General features: G+C 73.8%; 6 protein-coding genes. 5 read left to right on the top strand and 1 reads right to left on the bottom strand.

Annotation, left to right across the window (positions count from 1 at the left end; all coding sequences use genetic code 11):
• The first annotated feature begins 175 nt into the window (after window positions 1–175).
• Window positions 176–388, top strand: coding sequence for an MbtH family protein (locus tag OIE51_RS01980; protein WP_326595012.1), 213 nt, complete (start codon window positions 176–178; stop codon window positions 386–388).
• A gap of 106 nt (window positions 389–494) precedes the next feature.
• Here OIE51_RS01980 and ccrA read toward each other — a convergent pair whose 3' ends face one another.
• Window positions 495–1844 carry a crotonyl-CoA carboxylase/reductase gene (gene ccrA, locus OIE51_RS01975; protein ID WP_326595011.1) on the bottom strand — a complete coding sequence of 450 codons (1350 nt, stop codon included), beginning with the start codon at window positions 1842–1844 and terminating at the stop codon, window positions 495–497.
• 516 nt (window positions 1845–2360) lie between these two features.
• Here ccrA and OIE51_RS01970 point away from each other — a divergent pair.
• The 4 genes from OIE51_RS01970 to OIE51_RS01955 all read left to right on the top strand — a co-directional run bounded on the left by OIE51_RS01970 (window position 2361) and on the right by OIE51_RS01955 (window position 19660).
• Window positions 2361–3902, top strand: a complete 1542-nt coding sequence (locus OIE51_RS01970; RefSeq protein WP_326595010.1) for a tryptophan halogenase family protein — start codon at window positions 2361–2363, stop codon at window positions 3900–3902.
• Window positions 3903–4119: 217 nt separating this feature from the next.
• Complete coding sequence (locus OIE51_RS01965; protein WP_326595008.1) at window positions 4120–12972, top strand: SDR family NAD(P)-dependent oxidoreductase; 8853 nt, start codon at window positions 4120–4122, stop codon at window positions 12970–12972.
• Window positions 12969–16313, top strand: a complete 3345-nt coding sequence (locus tag OIE51_RS01960) for a type I polyketide synthase (RefSeq protein WP_326595006.1) — start codon at window positions 12969–12971, stop codon at window positions 16311–16313. The genes OIE51_RS01965 and OIE51_RS01960 overlap by 4 nt, the downstream gene beginning before the upstream one ends.
• Window positions 16310–19660, top strand: coding sequence for an amino acid adenylation domain-containing protein (locus OIE51_RS01955; protein ID WP_326595004.1), 3351 nt, complete (start codon window positions 16310–16312; stop codon window positions 19658–19660). The genes OIE51_RS01960 and OIE51_RS01955 overlap by 4 nt, the downstream gene beginning before the upstream one ends.

Below are 19660 nucleotides of genomic sequence, written 5' to 3'. Positions count from 1 at the left end.
CACGATATCAGCCGCTCTTCGGTGCATCCAGAGCGCCACTGACGGTAGGCTCCGGACCGCACGTCATACCCTGGAGTAATTTCCCCGAATCGCTTTTGTCGTGATCTGACGGGTCGCCGCCTTCCTATGTGGCTGCTGGGACTCACGAGGTGAAACGGGGCGAAAGGAGTCGGATATGTCCAACCCCTTCGAGAACGTGGATGCCGCCTATTCGGTGCTGGTGAACGAAGAAGGCCAGCACTCTCTCTGGCCGGCCCACATCGAGGTGCCGGCGGGCTGGGAGGCGGTCCACGGCGAGGCCGCGCGTCAGGAATGCGTCGCATTCGTCGAGGCGTCCTGGCGCGACATGCGCCCGGCGTCCCTGATCGCCGCCGGCCCGCACGACTGACCGCACGACCGACCGCACGATGACAGCGCGCCGGGCGGCGGGCCGGGCGCGGGGGGCGCGGGTGGGGGGAAGGCCGGGCGCGTGGAGGCGTGGCGCGGGCCGCCGGTCAGCGGCCCGCGCCGCCGGGGGCGGTGCGGAAGCGGTGGAGCGCGTTCTCGTGCCGGGCGCGCAGCTCCGCGTCGCGCACGCCGAGCCCTTCCGCCGGGGCGAGACACAGCACGCCGACCTTGCCCTGGTGGCGGTTGTGGTGCACGTCGTACACCGCCTGGCCGGTCTGTTCGAGGGAGCACACCTCGGAGAGCGTGGGGTGGATCCGGCCCTTGGCGATCAGCCGGTTCGCCTCCCACGCCTCCCGGTAGTTCGCGAAGTGGGTGCCGACGATCCGCTTCAGGTGCATCCACAAGTAGCGGTTGTCGTAGACGTGCTCGTAGCCCGACGTCGCGGCGCACGTGACGATGGTGCCGCCGCGCCGCGTCACGTAGACGCTCGCCCCGAATGTCTCCCGGCCCGGATGCTCGAAGACGATGTCGGGGTCCTCGCCGCCGGTCAGCTCCCGGACGCGCGCGCCGAACCGCTTCCACTCGCGCGGGTCCTGCGTGTGCTCGTCCTTCCAGAAGCGGTATCCCTCGGCGGCCCGGTCGATGACCAGCTCCGCCCCCATCCGGCGGCACACCTCCGCCTTCTCCGGGCTGGACACCACGCAGACCGGGGTCGCCCCGCCGTGCAGCGCCAGCTGGGTGGCGTAGGAGCCGAGCCCGCCCGAGGCGCCCCAGATCAGCACGGTGTCGCCCTGCTTCATGGCCGCGCCGTTGCGGGAGACGAGCTGCCGGTAGGCGGTGGAGTTCACCAGGCCCGAGGCGGCGGCCTCCTCCCAGGTCAGGTGCCCCGGCTTCGGCATCAGCTGGTTGGCCTTCACCAACGCCAGCTCCGCGAGCCCGCCGAAGTTCGTCTCGAAACCCCAGATCCGCTGCTCGGGGTCGAGCATGGTGTCCGCGTGCCCGTCCGGGTGGTTCAGCTCGACGGAGAGGCAGTGCGCCACCACCTCGTCGCCCGGCCGCCAGGCGGACACGCCCTCGCCGGGCCGCAGCACCACGCCCGCCAGGTCCGAGCCGAGCACGTGGTACGGCAGGTCGTGCCGCGCGGCCAGCGGCGACGTCTTCCCGTACCGGGACAGGAAGCCGAACGTCGGCAGCGGTTCGAAGATCGAGGACCACACGGTGTTGTGGTTGATGCCGCTGGCCATCACGGCGACCAGCACCTCGCCCGGTCCGGGGGTGGGGGTCGGCACCTCGTCCAGGTGCAACGACTCGCGCGGGTCCTTCTCCGCGGCGGGCAGGCCGTCGAACATCGCCACCTCGTCGGCGTGGAGCGTGATGCCCCGATAGGACTCGGGGACCGGCAGGCTCCCCAGGGCGGTCGGCTCGCCCGCCAGGATCGCGTCGAGGATCTTGTCCATGTCATCGAGCCTTTCGAGACGGATCGGGAGCGGCCGGCTCGGTACGGGAGCGGCCGGCATGGTGCGCGAACGCTCGCACGGCGCCACGGGGTCACGGGGCGACAGGCCACGCGGACGAGGCACGGCGAGGAGTGCGGGCCCTTCCCGTGGACGCGGGCCGGTGGATGTGGGCCGGTGGACGCGGACCGGCGGTGCCACGGGCGCGCGCGATCGTCGGCCGGGAAAGCCGTGACGCCGGCCCACGCCCTGTCGCGGCGGCGGCCGGGCGACTCATCGTGGCACCCGCCGAACGTCACCGTCCAGCGTGGAACATGCCGAGCGGACGACCCCCGACCATGCGTTCAACTGTCCGTGCCGAGCAGTTGAACGTGGTGCCCGTGACGCCGTTCGCCGCTCTCCTGGCGAACAGGAAATCGCTGTCTACTATTTGAATGTTCTGACGCGAAGGAATTCACGGGCAGCCGTTTACGGCTGTCCCCCAATGGGCTGGACACATACTTCCGGAAGGGTCCACAAATGATCAATTCCGTGGTAATCGTCGGCGGCGGAACCGCTGGCTGGATGACCGCTTCCTACCTGAAGGCCGCCTTCGCGGACCGGATACAGGTGACGCTCGTCGAATCCGAGCGCGTTTCGCGGATCGGCGTGGGCGAGGCGACGTTCAGCACCGTCCGGCACTTCTTCGATTTCCTCGGCCTGGACGAGGCCGACTGGCTGCCCAAGTGCGCGGGCGGCTACAAGCTCGGCATCCGCTTCCAGGACTGGAGCAAGCCGGGCCAGCACTTCTACCACCCCTTCGAGCGGCTGCGGGTCGTGGACGGGTTCACCCTCGCCGACTGGTGGCTCGAACTCGGGGACCGCGACCAGCCGTTCGACCGGCAGTGCTTCATCACCACCAAGCTGTGCGACACCAAGCGCTCGCCGCGCATGCTCGACGGCTCCCTCTTCGCCGCCGACCTCGACGGCTCGCTCGGCAAGTCCACCCTGGAGGAGCAGCGGGCCCAGTTCCCGTACGCCTACCACTTCGACGCCGACGCGGTGGCCGGCTACCTCACCGAGTACGGCGTCCGGCGCGGGGTGCGGCACGTCATGGACGACGTGCTGGACGTGGCGCGGGACGAGCGCGGCTGGATCAGCGCCGTGCGCACCAAGTCCCACGGCGAGCTCACGGGTGACCTGTACATCGACTGCACCGGCTTCCGCGGCCTGCTGATCAACGAGACCCTCGGCACGGAGTTCGAGTCGTTCGCGGACGTGCTCCCGAACAACAAGGCCGTCGCCCTGCGGGTGCCGCGCGAGGACGCCACCGAGATGGACCCCTACACCAGCGCCACCGCCCTGAGCGCCGGCTGGATGTGGACGATCCCGCTCTTCCGCCGCAACGGCACCGGCTACGTCTACTCCGACCAGTACATCACCCCGGAGGCCGCCGAGCGCGAGCTGCGCGCCGCCGTCGGACCCGGCGCCGTCGAGGACGTGGCTGCCAACCACATCACCATGCGCATCGGCCGCAACAGCCAGGCATGGGTGGGGAACTGCGTCGCCATCGGGCTGTCCTACGCCTTCGTCGAGCCGCTGGAGTCGACCGGGATCTTCTTCATCCAGTACGCCATCGAGCAGTTGGTGAAGCACTTCCCCGACGAGGCGTGGGACGAGCGGCTACGCGCGGACTTCAACAGCCGCATGTTCCATGTGGTCGAGGGCGTCAAGGAGTTCCTGGTGCTGCACTACAAGTCCGCGCAGCGGGAGGACACCCCGTACTGGAAGGAGGCGAAGCTCCGCAAGGCGCCCGACGCGCTCGCCGGGCGGCTGGAGCTGGCCTCGTCGCACCTGCTGGACGACGAGACGATCTTCCCGTACTACCACGGCTTCGAGAACTACTCGTGGAATGCCATGAACCTCGGCCTCGGCCTCATCCCGCCGTCCGCCCGGCCGGCCGTCAGGCACATCGATCCCGGCAACGCGCGGCGGGAGTTCGTGAAGCTCAAGGCGGAAGGCGACGCGATGGTAGCGGCTCTGCCCAGCTGCTACGAGTATCTCGCCAGCATCAATGACTGAGCACCGGAAAGCGTGACAGTCCCATCTTGACGGCCTTTGCGCGCTCGTAGATCCTGATTCCTGTTCAGGGCGGACCCCGAGGAAACGCGAGTGCGGACCGCGGCTCCGACATTCTTTCTGTTTCTCTCTCGATGAGGAATCCCGCGAATTCCGCGATATCGCCCGGATCCTCGCGAAGAATTTCTGGCAAGCCTCTAGCGCACGGGAGGACGGTCTGATGCCGGGCCGCGAATCTGAAACGCTCGTCGACCATTTCCATGCCCTCTTCGACGAGCAGCCGGAGAAGAGCACCTTCCGCTTTCTCGTGGACGGCGAGGGCGCGCCGCTCGGCATGACCAACGCCGAACTGGACCTGCGCGCCCGCACCATCGCGGCCACGCTCAGGGAACGTCTCCCGGCGGGGGAGCGGGCGCTGATCCTCTGCCCGGCCGGACTCGACTACGTGACGTCGTTCTACGCCTGCCTGTACGCGGGCATCATCGCCGTCCCGGTCTATCCGCCGGACCCCGCCTTCCTCAAGCGCACCCTGCCCCGGCTGATCGGCGTCCTGGAGGACGCCGAGCCGGCCGTGATCCTGGCGCCGCGCGCCACCGTCGCCCTGGCGGACCAGTTCGCCGAGAACGCGCCCGCGCTGCGGCACATCGCCTGGCTGGCGGTCGACGATCTCGACCCGGCGGCGGCCGACGGCTGGCGCCATCCCGGCACCGGCGGCGACGACATCGCGTTCCTCCAGTACACCTCGGGCTCCACCAGCCGCCCCAAGGGCGTGATGGTCACCCACACCAACCTGCTGCACAACATGGACTCCATCGCCCGGGAGTTGTTCCGCGGCGACCCGGAGCAGCACATGGTGAGCTGGCTGCCGCCCTTCCACGACCTCGGGCTGATCTTCGGGCTGCTGACACCGGCCTACGCCGCGTTCCCGGTGACCTTCATGTCGCCGTTCTCCTTCCTGAAGCGTCCCTTCCGCTGGCTGAAGGCGATCTCCGACACCCGGGCCACGGTGAGCGGCGCGCCCAACTTCGCGTTCGACCTCGCCGTCGCCAAGGTCACCGAGGAGGAGCGCGCGACGCTCGACCTCGGCAACTGGCACGTGGCGCTCAACGGGGCCGAGCCGGTCCGGCTGGAGAGCATGGAGCGCTTCGCCCGCGCCTTCCGGGACAGCGGCTTCCGGCGGCATGTCCCCCTCCCCTCCTACGGACTGGCCGAGGCCACCCTCGTGGTCTCCACGGGCGGCCCGACCACCGAGCCCGTCTGGCGCGACCTGCGGCCCGCCGCGCTCGCCGCCGACATCGCGGTGGACGCCGGTCCCGGCGACGACTCCCGGCCGCTGGTGAGCTGCGGCGAATCGTTCGCGGACCAGACCGTCGTCATCGCCGACCCGCAGACCCTCACCCGCGTCCCGGAGGGCCGGGTCGGCGAGATCTGGGTGTCCGGGCCGAGCGTCGCGCGCGGGTACTGGCGCCGGCCCAGGGAGACCGAGGAGACCTTCGGGGCCCGCCTCGCGGACACCGGCGAGGGGCCGTTCCTGCGTACCGGCGACCTCGGATTTCTCGACGGCGCCCGGCTGTTCATCACCGGTCGGATCAAGGACGTTGTCATCATCGCGGGCAAGAACCACTACCCGCAGGACATCGAGCGCACCGTCGAGAGCGTCGACCCCGCGCTGCGGCCGGGCTGCGGAGTGGCCGGCTCCCGCGACCTCGACGGCGAGGAACGGCTCATCGTCGTTCAGGAGTTCACCGGCGGCCGGGCGCGGGCCGACCACGAGCGGGTCATCGCCGCGATCCGCGCCAAGGTCGCCGAGGAGCACGGCCTCCAGGTGTTCGGCATCGCGCTGGTCCGGCCCGGCGTGGTGCCCAAGACCTCCAGCGGCAAGCTCCAACGCGCCGCGTGCCTCAAGAGTTACCTGGAGGGCGGCCTGCGGAGCGTCGCCACCTGGCGGCTGGACGAGGAGACCCCCGCTCCCGCCGCTCCGGCAACGACCGCGGCTCCCGCCGCTCCGGCGGCGCCGCCCGCCCCCGCCGCTCCGGCGGCGCCGCCCGCCCCCGCGTCCACTCCTGCCCAGGCGGCGCCGCCCGCGATGAGCCGCGCCGAGCTCGACCAGTGGCTGCGGCAGGCACTCGCCCGCGCCGCCGGCGTCGAGCCCGGCGTCATCGACCCCGCCCTGCCGTTCGCCGGATACGGGCTGCGGTCGGTGGAGCTGGTCACCCTGATCGGCGACCTCGAACAGCGCCTCGGCCGCACCCTGCCGACCACCGTCGTCTGGGAGTACCCCACCGCCGAGAAGCTCGCGGACTTCCTCACCGGCGACCCCCGGCCCCCCGTCCCCGCGCCCGCCCCGGCCGCCGAACCGGCTGTACCCGCCCCGGCCGTGCCCGGCACGCCCGAGCCCGTGGCCATCGTCGGCATCGGCTGCCGCTTCCCCGGCGGCGTGGACGGCCCGGAGAGCTTCTGGCGGCTGCTGCGCGAGGGCCGCCACGCCGTGACCGAAGTCCCCGCCGACCGCTGGAGCATCGAGGACTACACCGCCGAGGACCCCGCCACCCCCGGCCGGACCAACAGCCGCTGGGGCGGCTTCCTCGACGGCGTCGACCAGTTCGACCCCCGTTTCTTCGGCATCCCGCCGCAGGAAGCGGCCCGCATGGACCCCCAGCAGCGGCTGCTCGCCGAAGTCGCCCACGAGGCGCTGGAGAACGCCGGCCTGCCCGCCGACCGGCTCGCCGGCTCCCGCACCGGCGTCTTCATCGGCATCTCCTCGTTCGACTACGGCACCCGCCAGCTCACCGAACTCGACGCGATCGACGCCTACACCGGCACCGGCAGTGTCCTCAGCATCGCCGCCAACCGCCTCTCCTACCTCCTGGACCTGCGCGGCCCCAGCATGGCCGTGGACACCGCCTGTTCCTCGTCCCTGGTCGCGGTCCTCCAGGCGTGCGACAGCCTCGCCAAGGGCGACTGCGACCTGGCCCTGGCGGGCGGCGTCAACCTCGTCCTGTCCCCGGCCCTCGCCATCAATTTCAGCAAGGCCGGAGTGATGTCCGCCGACGGCCGCTGCAAGTCCTTCGACGCGGGCGCCGACGGCTATGTCCGCTCCGAGGGCGCCGGGGTCGTCGTGCTCAAGCCGCTCAGCCGGGCGCTGGCCGACGGCGACCCGATCCACGGTGTCATCCGCGGCGGCGCGGTCAACCAGGACGGCGCCAGCAACGGCATGATGGCGCCCAACCCCCGCGCCCAGGAGGAGGTGCTGCGCGCCGCCCATGCCAGGGCCGGGGTGCGGCCCGAGCAGGTGCACTACGTCGAGGCGCACGGCTCCGGCACCATTCTCGGCGACCCCATCGAGGCCAAGGCGCTCGGCGCCGTCCTCGCCGAGGGCCGCGACCCCGCCCGCCCCTGCCTGATCGGGTCGGTGAAGACCAACCTGGGCCACATGGAGGCCGCCGCCGGGATCGGCGGGCTGATCAAGGCCACGCTGATGGTCCGCGAGCGCACCGTTGCGCCGAGCCTGCACTACGAACGGCCCAACCCCCACATCCCGTTCGGCGAGCTGTCCCTGCGGGTGGCCGACACGCTCCAGCCCTGGCCCGTGCCCGAGGACCCGGCCGTGGCCGGGGTCAGCTCCTTCGGGTTCGGCGGCACCAACGCCCACCTCGTGGTCGAGGAGCCGCCCCGCCCGGCCGCCGCCGACGGGTCCGGCCACCACGGCGCGGTCGCCCTGACCGTCTCCGCCCGGGACGAACGGGCGCTGCGCGACCTCGCCGCCCGCTACGAGGCCCGGCTGGCCGACCCCGAGCCCGGACTCACCCCGCACGCCCTCGCCTCCGCCGCCGCCCTGCGCCGCGCCCACTACGAACACCGGCTGGCCGCCGTCGGCGGCACCCTGCCCGAACTGCGCGCCGCCCTCGCCGCGTTCGGTCGGGGCGAGCAAGCGGCCGGGCTCTTTGCCGGCACCGGCAGGACCGGGTGGCGCCCCCGCCCCGCGTTCGTCTTCTCCGGGCAGGGTCCCCGCTGGTGGCCACTGGCCGCCGACCTCCTCGACACCGAACCCGTCTTCCGGGGCGTTCTCGAACGCTGCGACGCGCTGCTGCGCCGGCACACCGACTGGTCGCTGCTCGACCAGCTCACCGCCGACCGCGCCGCCTCCCGCCTGCTCGACACCGCCGTGGGACAGCCCGCGCTCTGCGCCGTCCAGATCGCGCTGGCCGCCCTCTGGCGCTCCTGGGGGGTCGAGCCCGCCGCCGTCGTCGGCCACAGCGTCGGCGAGATCGCCGCCGCCCACGTCTCGGGCGCGCTCGCCCTGGAGGACGCACTCGTCATCGCCCTCCAGCGCGGCCGGGCCCTGCACGCCGCGACCGGCAAGGGCAGGATGGCGGTGGCCGGCGTCACCCTGGACCGCGCCCACGAGATCCTCGCCGAGCGCAAGCCGGGCCCGGTCTGGGTCGCGGCCAGCAACAGTCCCGGCTCCACCGTGTTCTCCGGCGAGGAGACCGCCCTGGAGAACCTGGCCAAGGCCCTGGAGGCCGACGGCGTCTACTGCCGGGTCCTGGAGTCGGTCGAGTTCGCCTCCCACAGCCCGCTGATGGAGCCCGTCGCCGGCGAGCTGTGGCGGCTGCTGACCGGCCTCGCGCCGCGCGCCGCCGCCATCCCGATGATCTCCACCGTCACCGGCGAGGCCATCGACGGAGACCGGCTGGACGCCGAGTACTGGGCGCTGAACCTGACCCGGCCCGTGCGGTTCGACGCCGCCGTCACCGCGCTCGCGGACGCCGGCCATGACGTGTTCGTCGAGATATCCCCGCACCCCATGCTCGACGGGGCCGTCACCGAGCGGCTGTCCCTCCAGCCGGACGCCGCCGACGGCGTGGTGGTCGCCTCGCTGCGCCGGGACGAGCCCGGCCGCGCCGCCCTCCTCGGCGAGCTCGGCCGCCTCTACAGCGCCGGCTTCCCCCTGGAGTGGGCCCGTGTCCACGGCCCGGCCGCGCCCATGGTGGACCTGCCGACCTACCCCTGGCAGCGGGAACGCTGCTGGTCCGGCGACGCCACCCGGCGGCGGCACCCGGCCCACGACGGCCACCCGGTCCTGGCGTCCTTCGTCCGCTCCGCCGCCGAACCCCGCGCGCTCCACTGGTCCGCGCCCGTCGACCTCGAAGGCTTCGGCTATCTGCGGGACCACGTCGTCGGCGGCACCGCCGTGCTCCCCGCCAGCCTGGTGCTCGACGCCGCCCTGGCCGCCGCGCGCGAGGCGCTGGGCGACCCCGCCGCCACCGTCGAGAACGTCCGCCTCACCCGGATGACCATGGTGCCCGAGACCGCCGCCGCGCCGACGCTTCAGCTCGTCCTCTTCCCCGAGACCCCCGACACCGGCTCGTTCCGCCTCTTCACCCGGGGCGGCGAGGACGACGACTGGACCGAGGCCGCCCAGGGCGCCTACCGCCGCCCCCGGCCCGGCACCGGCACCGGGGAGGGCACCGGCACCGGCACCGGCACCGGGGAGGGCGTGCCCACCGGCGGCCCGCTCGACGCCGCCCGCGACCGCTGCTCCCTCGACACCCCGCCCGACCCGTACTACGCCGCGCTGCACGGCGCCGGGCTCCAGTACGGCCCGGCCTTCCAGGGCATCGAGCGGCTGTGGCGGGGCGAACGGGAGGCCGTCGCCCGGCTCCGTGCCCGCGCCGACCTGACCGCCGACCGCGCCCCCTACCTGATCCACCCCGCCCTGCTGGACAGCGCCCTGCAGCCGCTCGTCGCGGCGCTCGGCGCCGCGGACACCTGGTCGCGGGCCACGTATCTCCCGGTCCGCACCGGGCGGTTCACGCTGGCGGGCGACCGCGCCGCCGCCGCCCGCTGGGCGCACGCCGAGGCCGGCACCGCCGAGCCGGGCGCCGACGAGATCACCGACGCCCGCGTCACGCTGTACGACGACTCCGGCGCCGTCGTCGGCGCGGTGACCGGCATCGCGCTGCGCCGCCTGGACCCGGCGGACTCCGCCGACCCGGTGGGCGAAACGCTCTTCGCCGTCGAGTGGCGCGTGGCGGACGCCGCGCCGCCCGCCACGGCGGACCCCGGCCGCTGGCTGCTCCTGGCCGACCACGGTGGCGTCTGCGACGGCCTGGCCGCCGCGCTCGCGGCCCGGGGCGGCTCGTCGGTCACGGTCACGCCCGGCCCGGAATACCGCAGGCTCGGCCCGGACCGTTACGAGATCGACCCGGCGCGCCGCGAGGACCTCGCCGCGCTCCTCACCGCGCTGCGCGCCGCCGGCCCGGCCCCGGCCGGCGTCGTGCACGGCTGGACCCTCGACGTCCAACTCCCCGGGGACGCGGGGCCCGAGGAGCTGGCGACCGCGCGGGACGCGGCCTGCCTCCCGGTCCTGCACCTCGTCCAGGAGCTCGCGTCTGAGCAGGACCAGGACCAGGAGCAGGACCGGGACCGGGACCGGGACCGGGAAGCGGACCCGGTCGGGGGCGCGGCTCCCCGACTGGTGCTCCTCACCCGGGGCGCCCAGCCCGTCGCCGCCGGGGAGGACATCGCGCTCGGCCAGGCGTCGCTGTGGGGCCTGGCCCGGACGATCGGCCTCGAACACGGCGCGCTGCGGCCGTTGACCGTCGACCTCGACCCCGCCCGCCCCGGCGACGAGGCCGCCGCGCTCGTCGCCGAGCTGCTGCGCGGCGGCGACGACGGCGACGACGGCGGCGGCGATGGCGACCAGGTCGCCCTGCGCGGCGGCGGGCGCCTCACCCCGGCGCTCCAGCCGTGGACCGCGACCGCCGGGCCGGCCGGCGCCGACCTGCGGCGCCGGGCGTTCGACCCCGCGCGGGACGGCAATCACCGGCTGCTGGCCGCCCGTCCCGGCAGCCTGGACAGCCTGACCCCGACCCGGTGGGAACGGACCCCGCCCGGCCCGGGACAGGTGGAGATCGAGATCGCCGCCGCCGGGCTCAACTTCAGCGATGTCCTCAAGGCCATGGACGCCTACCCCGGCGCCCCCAGCGGGATCGTGCCGCTCGGCGCCGAGTGCGCCGGACGGGTGAGCGCCGTCGGGGAGGGCGTGGACCGGTTCCGCGCCGGGGACCTGGTGATGGCCGCCGCGCCGGGCGGCATGGCCGCGTACGTCACCGTCGCCGCCGACCTGGTCGCCCCCCGCCCCGACGGCCTGAGCGACGAGCAGGCCGCGGCCGTGCCCATCGCCTACCTGACCGCCGTCTACGGGCTGGAGTACCTGGCCCGCCTCCGCCGGGGCGAGACGGTCCTCGTCCACTCCGCCACCGGCGGCGTCGGCCTGGCCGCCCTCCAGATCGCGCGGCGCCGCGGCGCCGCGGTCTTCGCCACGGCCGGCACCGACGAGAAGCGGGAGCTGCTCCGCTCGCTCGGCGCCGCCCACGTGATGGACTCCCGCTCGCTGCGGTTCGCCGACGAGATCAGGGAGCTGACCGGCGGCCGGGGCGTCGATGTCGTGCTCAACTCGGCGGCCGGCGAGGCGCTGCTGCGCGGGCTCGAACTGCTGGCGCCCGGCGGCCGGTTCGTCGAGATCGGCAAGCGCGACATCTACGACGACAGCCACATCGGCCTCGGACTCCTCAAGCACAACCGCTCGTTCTTCGCCGTCGACCTCGAACGGTCGATCCGCGAACAGCCGGACCTGATCGCCGAGTTGTTCGAGGAAGTGGTGCGCGGCCACGAGCGCGGCGAGTTCGGGGCGCTGCCCGTGACGACCTACCCGTACGCGGAGGCCGGCGCCGCGTTCGCCCGCATGGCGCAGGCCCGGCACATCGGCAAGCTGGTGCTCAGGCCGGGCGAACGCGAGGAGATCGCCGCCCGCCCCGACGCGCCTCCCGTCCACCGGGAGGCGACCTACCTCATCACCGGCGGCCTCGGCGCCCTGGGCCTGGAGACCGCCCGCTACCTGGCCGGCCAGGGCGCCCGCCACCTCGTCCTGGTGGGCCGCGGCGCGCCCTCGCCCGACGCCCGGCGCGCCGTCGAGGAGCTGCGGACCACCGCCGAGGTCGCGGTCGTCGCGGCCGACATCTCCCGGCCCGACGGCGTCGCCGCCGTCCTGGCGGAGATCGACCGCTCCCTGCCGCCGCTCGCGGGCATCGTGCACGCCGCCGGCACCCTGGACGACGGCCTGCTCACCGACCTGGACGCGGCGCGCTTCCGGTCCGTCGCCGAGCCCAAGGCGGCCGGCGCCTGGCACCTGCACCGGGCCACCCTCGACCGGGAGCTGGACTTCTTCGTCCTGTACTCCTCGGCCGCCGCGGTCCTCGGCTCCGCCGGCCAGGCCAACTACGCCGCCGCCAACGCCTTCCTCGACGCCCTGGCCCACCACCGCCGCGCCCGGGGGCTGCCCGCCCTCAGCGTCAACTGGGGCCCCTGGGCCGAGATCGGCCTCGCCGCCCGGCCCGGCCGGGGCGGCGCGCTGGCCGCCCGGGGGATCGTGAGCCTGAGCCCGCACGACGGGATCCGGGCGCTGGACCGCCTGCTGCGCGGCGCCGCCACCCAGGCCGGCGTGCTCCCGCTCGACCGGGAGGCGCTGCGCGAAACGGCCAGGACCGGCCGGCCGCCCGGCCTGCTCGGCACCCTGCCCGACGCCCGGGGCGACGGGCCGGGAGACGGGCCCGAGACGGACGGACCCCGGCGACTGGGCGAGGTGCGCCGCAAGCTGCTCGCGGTCGAGCCGGGCCGCCGTCGCCGGGCCATCCTCGTGGAGCACTGCCGGGCCCAGGCCGCGCGTGTCATCAGCCTGGAGCCGTCCCGGATCGACCCCACGGCGCCGCTGGCCGGCATGGGCTTCGACTCGCTGATGTCCCTCGAACTCCGCAAGGGGCTGGAGGCGTCGCTCCGGATCGAGCTGCCCTCCACCATCACCTGGCGCTTCCCGACGATCGACACGCTGGTGCCGTTCCTCGCCGAGCGCATGGAGATCCCGCTGGAGGCCGGCCCGCCGCCGGCCGCGTCCGAGGCGCCCCGCGCCGACGACGCGCCGCCGCCGGACCTCGACGGGCTGTCCGTGCCGGAGCTCGAAGCGCTGCTGCTGGCCAAGACCAAACAGATCGACGAAGGGGGTCAGCGATGACGTCACCGGAACAGGCGTCGGCATCGGTCGCCGCGCTCAAGAGCGCCTATCTCACGATGGAGCGCCTGCAGCGCCGGATCGAGAGCTACGAGCGTGCCCGGTCCGAGCCCATCGCGATCGTCGGCCTCGGCTGCCGCTTCCCGGGCGGAGCGGTCGACGCCGACTCGTACTGGCGGCTGCTGAGCGGCGGTACCGACGCGGTCGGCGAGATCCCCGCCGACCGGTGGGACGTCGACGCCTTCTACACCGAGGAGCCGCGCAGCCCCGGCAAGATCAGCACCCGCTCCGGCGGCTTCCTGGACCGGATCGACCGGTTCGACCACGACTTCTTCGGCATCTCCAAGCGCGAGGCCCTGGCCATGGACCCGCACCAGCGGCTCGCCCTGGAAGTCGCCTGGGAGGCCCTGGAGAACGCCGGACAGGCGCCGTCCGGGCTGGCGGGCAGCCGCACCGGTGTGTTCATGGGGGCCGCCGGCTGGGACTTCGTGATGTCCCAGGTCACCCACCCCCAGGACGTCACGGCCTACACCAGCTCCGGGACCGCCCTCAGCTTCATCCCCGGCCGCATCGCGTACCTGCTGGACCTCCGGGGTCCCAACCTGTCGATCGACACCGCCTGTTCGTCCTCGCTGGTCGCCGTCCACCAGGCGTGCCAGAGCCTGCGGGCCGGGGAGTGCGATCTCGCGCTCGGCGGCGGGGTCAACGTGGTGCTCTCGCCGCTGCTGCTGGTCTCCCTCTCCCAGTTCGGCTCGGTGTCCCGGCGCGGGCGCGCCTCGACGTTCTCCGACACCGCCGACGGCTATGTGCGCGGCGAGGGCTGCGGCATCGTCGTGCTCAAGCGGCTGTCCGACGCCGTCCGGGACGGCGACCGGGTGCTGGCCGTGCTGCGCGGCGGAGCCGTCAACCAGGACGGCCGCAGCTCCGGGATCACCGCCCCCAACGGCGCCGCGCAGCGCGACGTGTTCCGCCGCGCCCTCGCCGCCGGCGGGATCGAGCCGCACCAGGTCTCCTACATCGAGACCCACGGCACCGGAACGAAGCTCGGCGACCCCATCGAGGCCGAGGCCCTGGCCGACGTCTACGGCCGCGAGGCGGGCGACCCCGTCTACCTCGGCGCCGTCAAGACCAACATCGGCCACCTGGAGTCGGCGGCCGGCATCGCCGGACTGATCAAGGTCGTCCTCTCCCTGAACCACGCCGCCATCCCGCCGAACCTGCACTTCGAACGCCTCAACACGAACATCAGCCTCGAAGGCACCACCTTCCGCCTGCCCACCGAGCTCACCCCCTGGCAGCGCGGCGACGCGCCCCGCACCGCGGGCGTCAGCAGCTTCGGCCTCAGCGGCACCAACGCGCACCTGATCATCGAGGAGGCTCCGCCGCGCCCGGCGCCCGCCGCCGACGACCGCCGCCCCCGTTCCGTGCTGACCCTGTCGGCCAAGAGCGAGACCGCGCTCCTCAAGCTCGCCCGCCGCTATCAGGACCGGCTCACCGCCGACGGCGCCGAAGCCCTGCCCGACATCTGCTTCTCCGCCAACACCGGCCGCTCCCACTTCCGCCACCGCCTCGCGGCCGTCGGCGCCACCGGGCGGGAAATCGCCGACCGGCTGGCCGACTTCGTGCGCGGCGACTCCGGCGAGGGCCTCGCCCTGGGCGAGGCCGACCGCTCCGAGGCCGTCTTCCTCTTCACCGGCCAGGGTGCCCAGCGCCCCGGCATGACCCGTGAGCTGTACGAGACGCAGCCCACGTTCCGGGCGGCGATCGACCGCTGCGCCGAGATCCTGCGGCCCCTGCTGGCGAAGCCGCTGCTCGCCGTGCTGTATCCGCGAGACCCCGAGGATCCGGAGTACGGGCGGATCAACGACACCGCGTACGCCCAACCCGCCACGTTCGCCGTCGAGTACGCCATGTCCGAGCTGTGGCGGTCCTGGGGCCTGGAGCCGGCCGCCGTCCTCGGCCACAGCTTCGGCGAGGTCGTCGCGGCCTGCGTCGCCGGTGCCATGTCGCTGGAGGACGGCCTGACGTTCACCGTGCGGCGCGCCGCGCTCATCCAGGAGCTGTCCCTGCCGGGCGCCATGGCCGCCGTCTTCGCGCCCGAGGAGGAGGTCGCCGCGGCCCTCGCCGCCCACCCTGGCCGGATCGCGATCGCCGCCGTCAACGGCCCGGCCAACACCACCATCTCGGGAGAACGCGAGCTGGTCGAGGCGGTCCGCGAGGGCTTCGCCGCCCGGGGCGTGCGGACCAAGCCGCTGCACATCGCCTCGGCGGGCCACTCCCCGATGATGGAGCCCGTCATGGAGCCGCTGCGCCTGGCGGCCAAGGAGATCCGTTTCACCGCCCCGCGCATCCCGCTCGTCTCCAACGTCACCGGCGGCCTGTGGCCGTGGGACGCGGCGCCCGACGGCGACTACTGGGCCCGGCACACCCGCCGCCCGGTGCTCTTCGCGCGGGGCGTGCGGACCCTGTGGGACATGGGATACCGCACCTTCGTCGAGGTCGGCCCCGCCCCCACCCTGCTCGGCCTGGTCACCGACGCCGTGCCGCCCGGCGAGGACCTGGCCCTGCTGCCCAGCCTGCGCCCGCGGCAGGACGACTGGGAGGCGCTGCTGTCCACGGTGGCCGAGCTCTACGCGCGCGGTTTCGCCATCGACTGGACCGGCTTCGACCGTGACTACACCCGGGGCCGGGTGCCGCTGCCCACCTACCCCTTCGACCCGACCCGCTGCTGGCAGCCGCCGCGCCGCTGGGACGGCGACGCGCCGCCCCCGGGCCCGGCCGGCGCGCCCGCCGGACCGGCCGACGACGAGCGGCCGGTGGCGCCGCTCCCGGTCCGCGCCACGCGGAAGCGGGGCAGGGCGAGCGTGATCCCCACCGCCGAGGAGCTGCTGACGCTGCCGGCCGAGGACCGGCTCGTCACGCTCACCGGTCAGTTCCTCCTCACCGTCAAGGCGGTCCTCGGCTCGAAGTCCACCTCCATCGGCCCGGGGGAGCCGCTCACCGGCCTCGGCCTCGACTCCCTGATGGCCGTCGAGCTGCGGAACGAGATCCAGAGCCGGCTGGGGATCACCGTGCCCATCACCGACTTCCTCGGGGACGCGACCATCGGCAGCGTCGCCGGACAGATCATCGAGCGGATCTCCGGCACCGAGGCGACGGCGCCGGACAGTCCCGCGCCCGGCGACCTCGTCCCGGGCTCCGTTCCCGGCTCTGTTCCCGGCTCTGTTCCGGGCTCTGCCCCGGGCTCCGGCGAGGGCGGCGCGATCCGCCGCGTGGAGCGCTTCGAAGACGTCGCGGCGGCGCTGCTGGACCGGCTCGGCGACCTGCCGGAGGACCGGACATGACCGACCTCGACGCACGCCTGGCCGCCCTCACCCCCGAGCAACGGGCACGGTTCGAAAAGCTCCTGGCCGAGCGGGGGCTGACGGAGACGGAGAGTGTCTTCCCCCTTTCCGTGCTGCAACGCGGCATGTGGTTCCTCGAACAGCTCAGGCCGCACAACCCCGCCTACCTCGTCCCCGGCGCCGTCGACGTGCGCGGCCGGCTCGACATCGGCGTGCTGCGCGCCGCCGTCAACGAGATCGTCCGCCGACACGAGGCGCTGCGCACCACCTTCGGTCTGCGCGACGGCGTGCCGGCGCAGATCGTGCGCGGCCGGCTCGATGTCGACGTGCCCGAACTCGACCTGAGCGACGCCGCGTTCACGGAGGACGACCGGCGGGCGCGGATAGCGGCGGAGCTGGCCGAGCCGTTCGACCTCACCGCCGGACCGCTGCTGCGCGTCACCCTCGTCCGGACCGGGCCCGAGGAGTCCGTGCTACTGCTGGCGATGCACCATCTCGTCTCCGACCGCTGGTCGATGGGGGTCTTCCTCACCGAACTCTCCGAGCTGTACGAGGCGTTCGCCCAGGGCCAACCGTCCCCGCTGCCCGTGCTCGACGTCCAGTACGGCGACTTCGCCAGCTGGCAGCACCAGCGGCTGACCGACGGCGGCTGGGCGGCGGACCTGGCGTACTGGCGCGACCGGCTCCACGGCGCCCCGGCCGTACTCGCGCTGCCCACCGACCGGCCCCGGCCCGCCGTCCAGGGCTTCGACGGCGGCTCCGTCCCCGTCGAGCTGCCCGAGCCGCTGATGCGGGAGCTCGGCGCGCTCGCCGGACGGCACGGCGCCACCCCCTACATGGCGCTGCTGGCCGTCTTCCAGATCCTGCTGCACCGCTACAGCGGCCAGGACGACGTGGTGGTGGGCGTGCCGGTCGCCGTCCGGGACCGCGCCGAACTGGAGCCGCTGATCGGGTACTTCGTCAACACCCTGCCGATCAGGACGGATCTGGCCGGCGACCCCTCCTTCACCGAGGTGCTGGGGCGCGTGCGGGACTCCTGCCTCGGCGCCTACGCGCACCAGGACGTCCCCTTCGAGCTGGTCGTCGCCGACCTCAACACGGCCCGCGACCTCAGCCGCCCGCCGGTCTACCAGGTGAGCTTCTCCTACGGCCGTGAGCCGGTGCCCACCCTCGCCCTGGGCGGCGCCGAGCTGACCCGGATGCCGGTGCGCAGCGCGGGCTCCCGTTTCGATCTGGAGCTCCAGGCGTTCGACGCGGGTGGCGCGCTCAGCGGCTGGTTCGACTACGACCGCGACCTGTTCGAGGAGTCCACCGTCGCGCGCCTGGCCGGCCACTTCCGGCGGCTGGCCGAGCAGGTGGCCGCCCGGCCGGACACCCCGGTGGTCGAGCTGGAGCTGCTGGACGACGCCGAGCGGCGGCGCGTCCTCACCGAGGTGAACGACACCGACCGCGCCTGGCCCGACGACGCCGGATGGCTGCACGAGTGCGTCGAGGAACGCGCCCGCAGCCGACCGGACGCCGAGGCCGTCCGGTTCGAGGGCCGGAGCATGGACTACGCCGGGCTGAACGCGCGCGCCAACCGGCTCGCCCGCCTGCTGCGGCGGCACGGCGTGGGCCGGGACGTGCTGGTCGGCGTCGCCATGGAGCGCTCCTTCGAGCTCGTGGTGAGCCTGCTGGCGATCCTCAAGGCCGGCGGCGCCTACGTGCCGCTCGACCCGGAACTGCCCCCAGCACGCCTGGAGTTCATGCTCCGGGACGCCGCCGCGCCGGTGCTGCTGACGCGGCGCCCGGTGCTGGACGGCCTGCCCCCGGCCGGTGACTGCCAGGTGCTGGATCTCGACGCGCTGGCGGACGAGCTGGCCGCCGAGTCCCCCGACGACCTCGGGGTGGCCGTGGACGGCGAGGACCTGGCGTACGTCATCTACACCTCCGGCTCGACCGGCCGCCCCAAGGGCGTGATGAACGTGCACGCCGCCATCCGCAACCGGCTGCTGTGGATGCAGGACGCCTACCGGCTCGACACCACCGACCGGGTGCTGCAGAAGACGCCGTTCTCCTTCGACGTCTCGGTGTGGGAGTTCTTCTGGCCGCTGATGACCGGCGCCACCCTGGTCGTCGCCCGCCCCCGGGGCCACCGGGACGGCGCCTACCTGGCCGAGGTGATCCGCGCCGAGCGGGTGACCACCGCGCACTTCGTCCCCTCCATGCTCCAGGTCTTCCTTCAGGAGGACATCGAGAGCTGCACCGCTCTGCGCCGCGTCGTCTGCAGCGGCGAGGAGCTGCCCCGCGCCCTCCAGAACCGCTTCCTGGCCCGCTCCGGCGCCCAGTTGCACAATCTCTACGGCCCCACCGAGGCCGCCATCGACGTCACCGCCTGGACCTGCCGCGACGACGGCGACCCGCGACCGGTGCCGATCGGCTTCCCCATCGCCAACACCCGGATGTACGTGCTGGACCGCCGCCTGCGACCCGTCCCCGCCGGAGTGCCGGGCGAGCTCCACATCGGGGGCCGCAACCTCGCCCGCGGCTACCTCAACCAACCCGGGCTGACCGCCGAGCGGTTCATCGACGACCCCGTCGCCCCCGCCCCCGGCGCGCGGCTCTACCGCACCGGGGACCTCGCCCGCTTCCGCTCCGACGGCGCCCTCGAATTCCTCGGCCGCCTCGACCATCAGGTGAAGCTGCGCGGCTTCCGCGTCGAACCGGGCGAGATCGAAGCCGTCCTCGCCGGCCACCCCGGCGTCCGGGAAGCCCTCGTCGTCGCCCGCGAACACGGCGCCGACGACGTCCGCCTCGCCGCCTACCTGACGGCGGGACCCGACGGCCCGCCCGGCGTGCCCGAGCTGACCGCCCATCTGCGGGAGCGGCTGCCGGAGTACATGGTGCCCTCCTCCTTCACCGTGCTGCCCGCGTTCCCGCTCACCTCCAGCGGCAAGGCCGACCGGAAGGCGCTCCCCGAGCCGCAGGGGCTGCGGCCCGACCTCGGGACCCGCTTCGTCGCGCCTCAGGACGGCCTGGAGGACACTCTCGCCGGGCTCTGGCGCGAGTTGCTCGGCGTCGAACGGGTCGGCAGCCAGGACAACTTCTTCGACCTCGGCGGCCACTCCCTCCTGATGGCCCAGCTCAGGGCCCGGCTCGCCGCCACCGTGGGCCACGAGCCGTCCATGGTCGAGCTGTTCCAGCACCCCACCGTCGGGTCGCTGGCCGCGTATCTCAGCCGGTCCGAGGGCCCCCGGACCGGCTCGCCCGGCGGCGGCGCGCGGGAGCGCGCCGAGAGCCGCCGACAGTCCCGAAACCGGCGTCAGCAGGCGGCCGACCGCCGTGCTCTCTCCCGTGGAGACAGGTGA

Source organism: Streptomyces sp. NBC_01803, from assembly GCF_035917415.1.
In the GTDB taxonomy this organism is placed as follows: domain Bacteria; phylum Actinomycetota; class Actinomycetes; order Streptomycetales; family Streptomycetaceae; genus Streptomyces.
The sequence above is the reverse complement of the archived record's forward strand: the minus strand, read 5'-3'. Positions and strand labels throughout refer to the sequence as shown.

Bases quoted from the DNA above. Each gene is read 5' to 3' on its own strand.
- OIE51_RS01960 (WP_326595006.1), top strand. From the start codon at position 12,969: ATGACGTCACCGGAACAGGCGTCGGCATCGGTCGCCGCGCTCAAGAGC.
- ccrA (WP_326595011.1), bottom strand. From the start codon at position 1,844: ATGGACAAGATCCTCGACGCGATCCTGGCGGGCGAGCCGACCGCCCTG.
- OIE51_RS01980 (WP_326595012.1), top strand. From the start codon at position 176: ATGTCCAACCCCTTCGAGAACGTGGATGCCGCCTATTCGGTGCTGGTG.
- OIE51_RS01965 (WP_326595008.1), top strand. From the start codon at position 4,120: ATGCCGGGCCGCGAATCTGAAACGCTCGTCGACCATTTCCATGCCCTC.
- OIE51_RS01970 (WP_326595010.1), top strand. From the start codon at position 2,361: ATGATCAATTCCGTGGTAATCGTCGGCGGCGGAACCGCTGGCTGGATG.
- OIE51_RS01955 (WP_326595004.1), top strand. From the start codon at position 16,310: ATGACCGACCTCGACGCACGCCTGGCCGCCCTCACCCCCGAGCAACGG.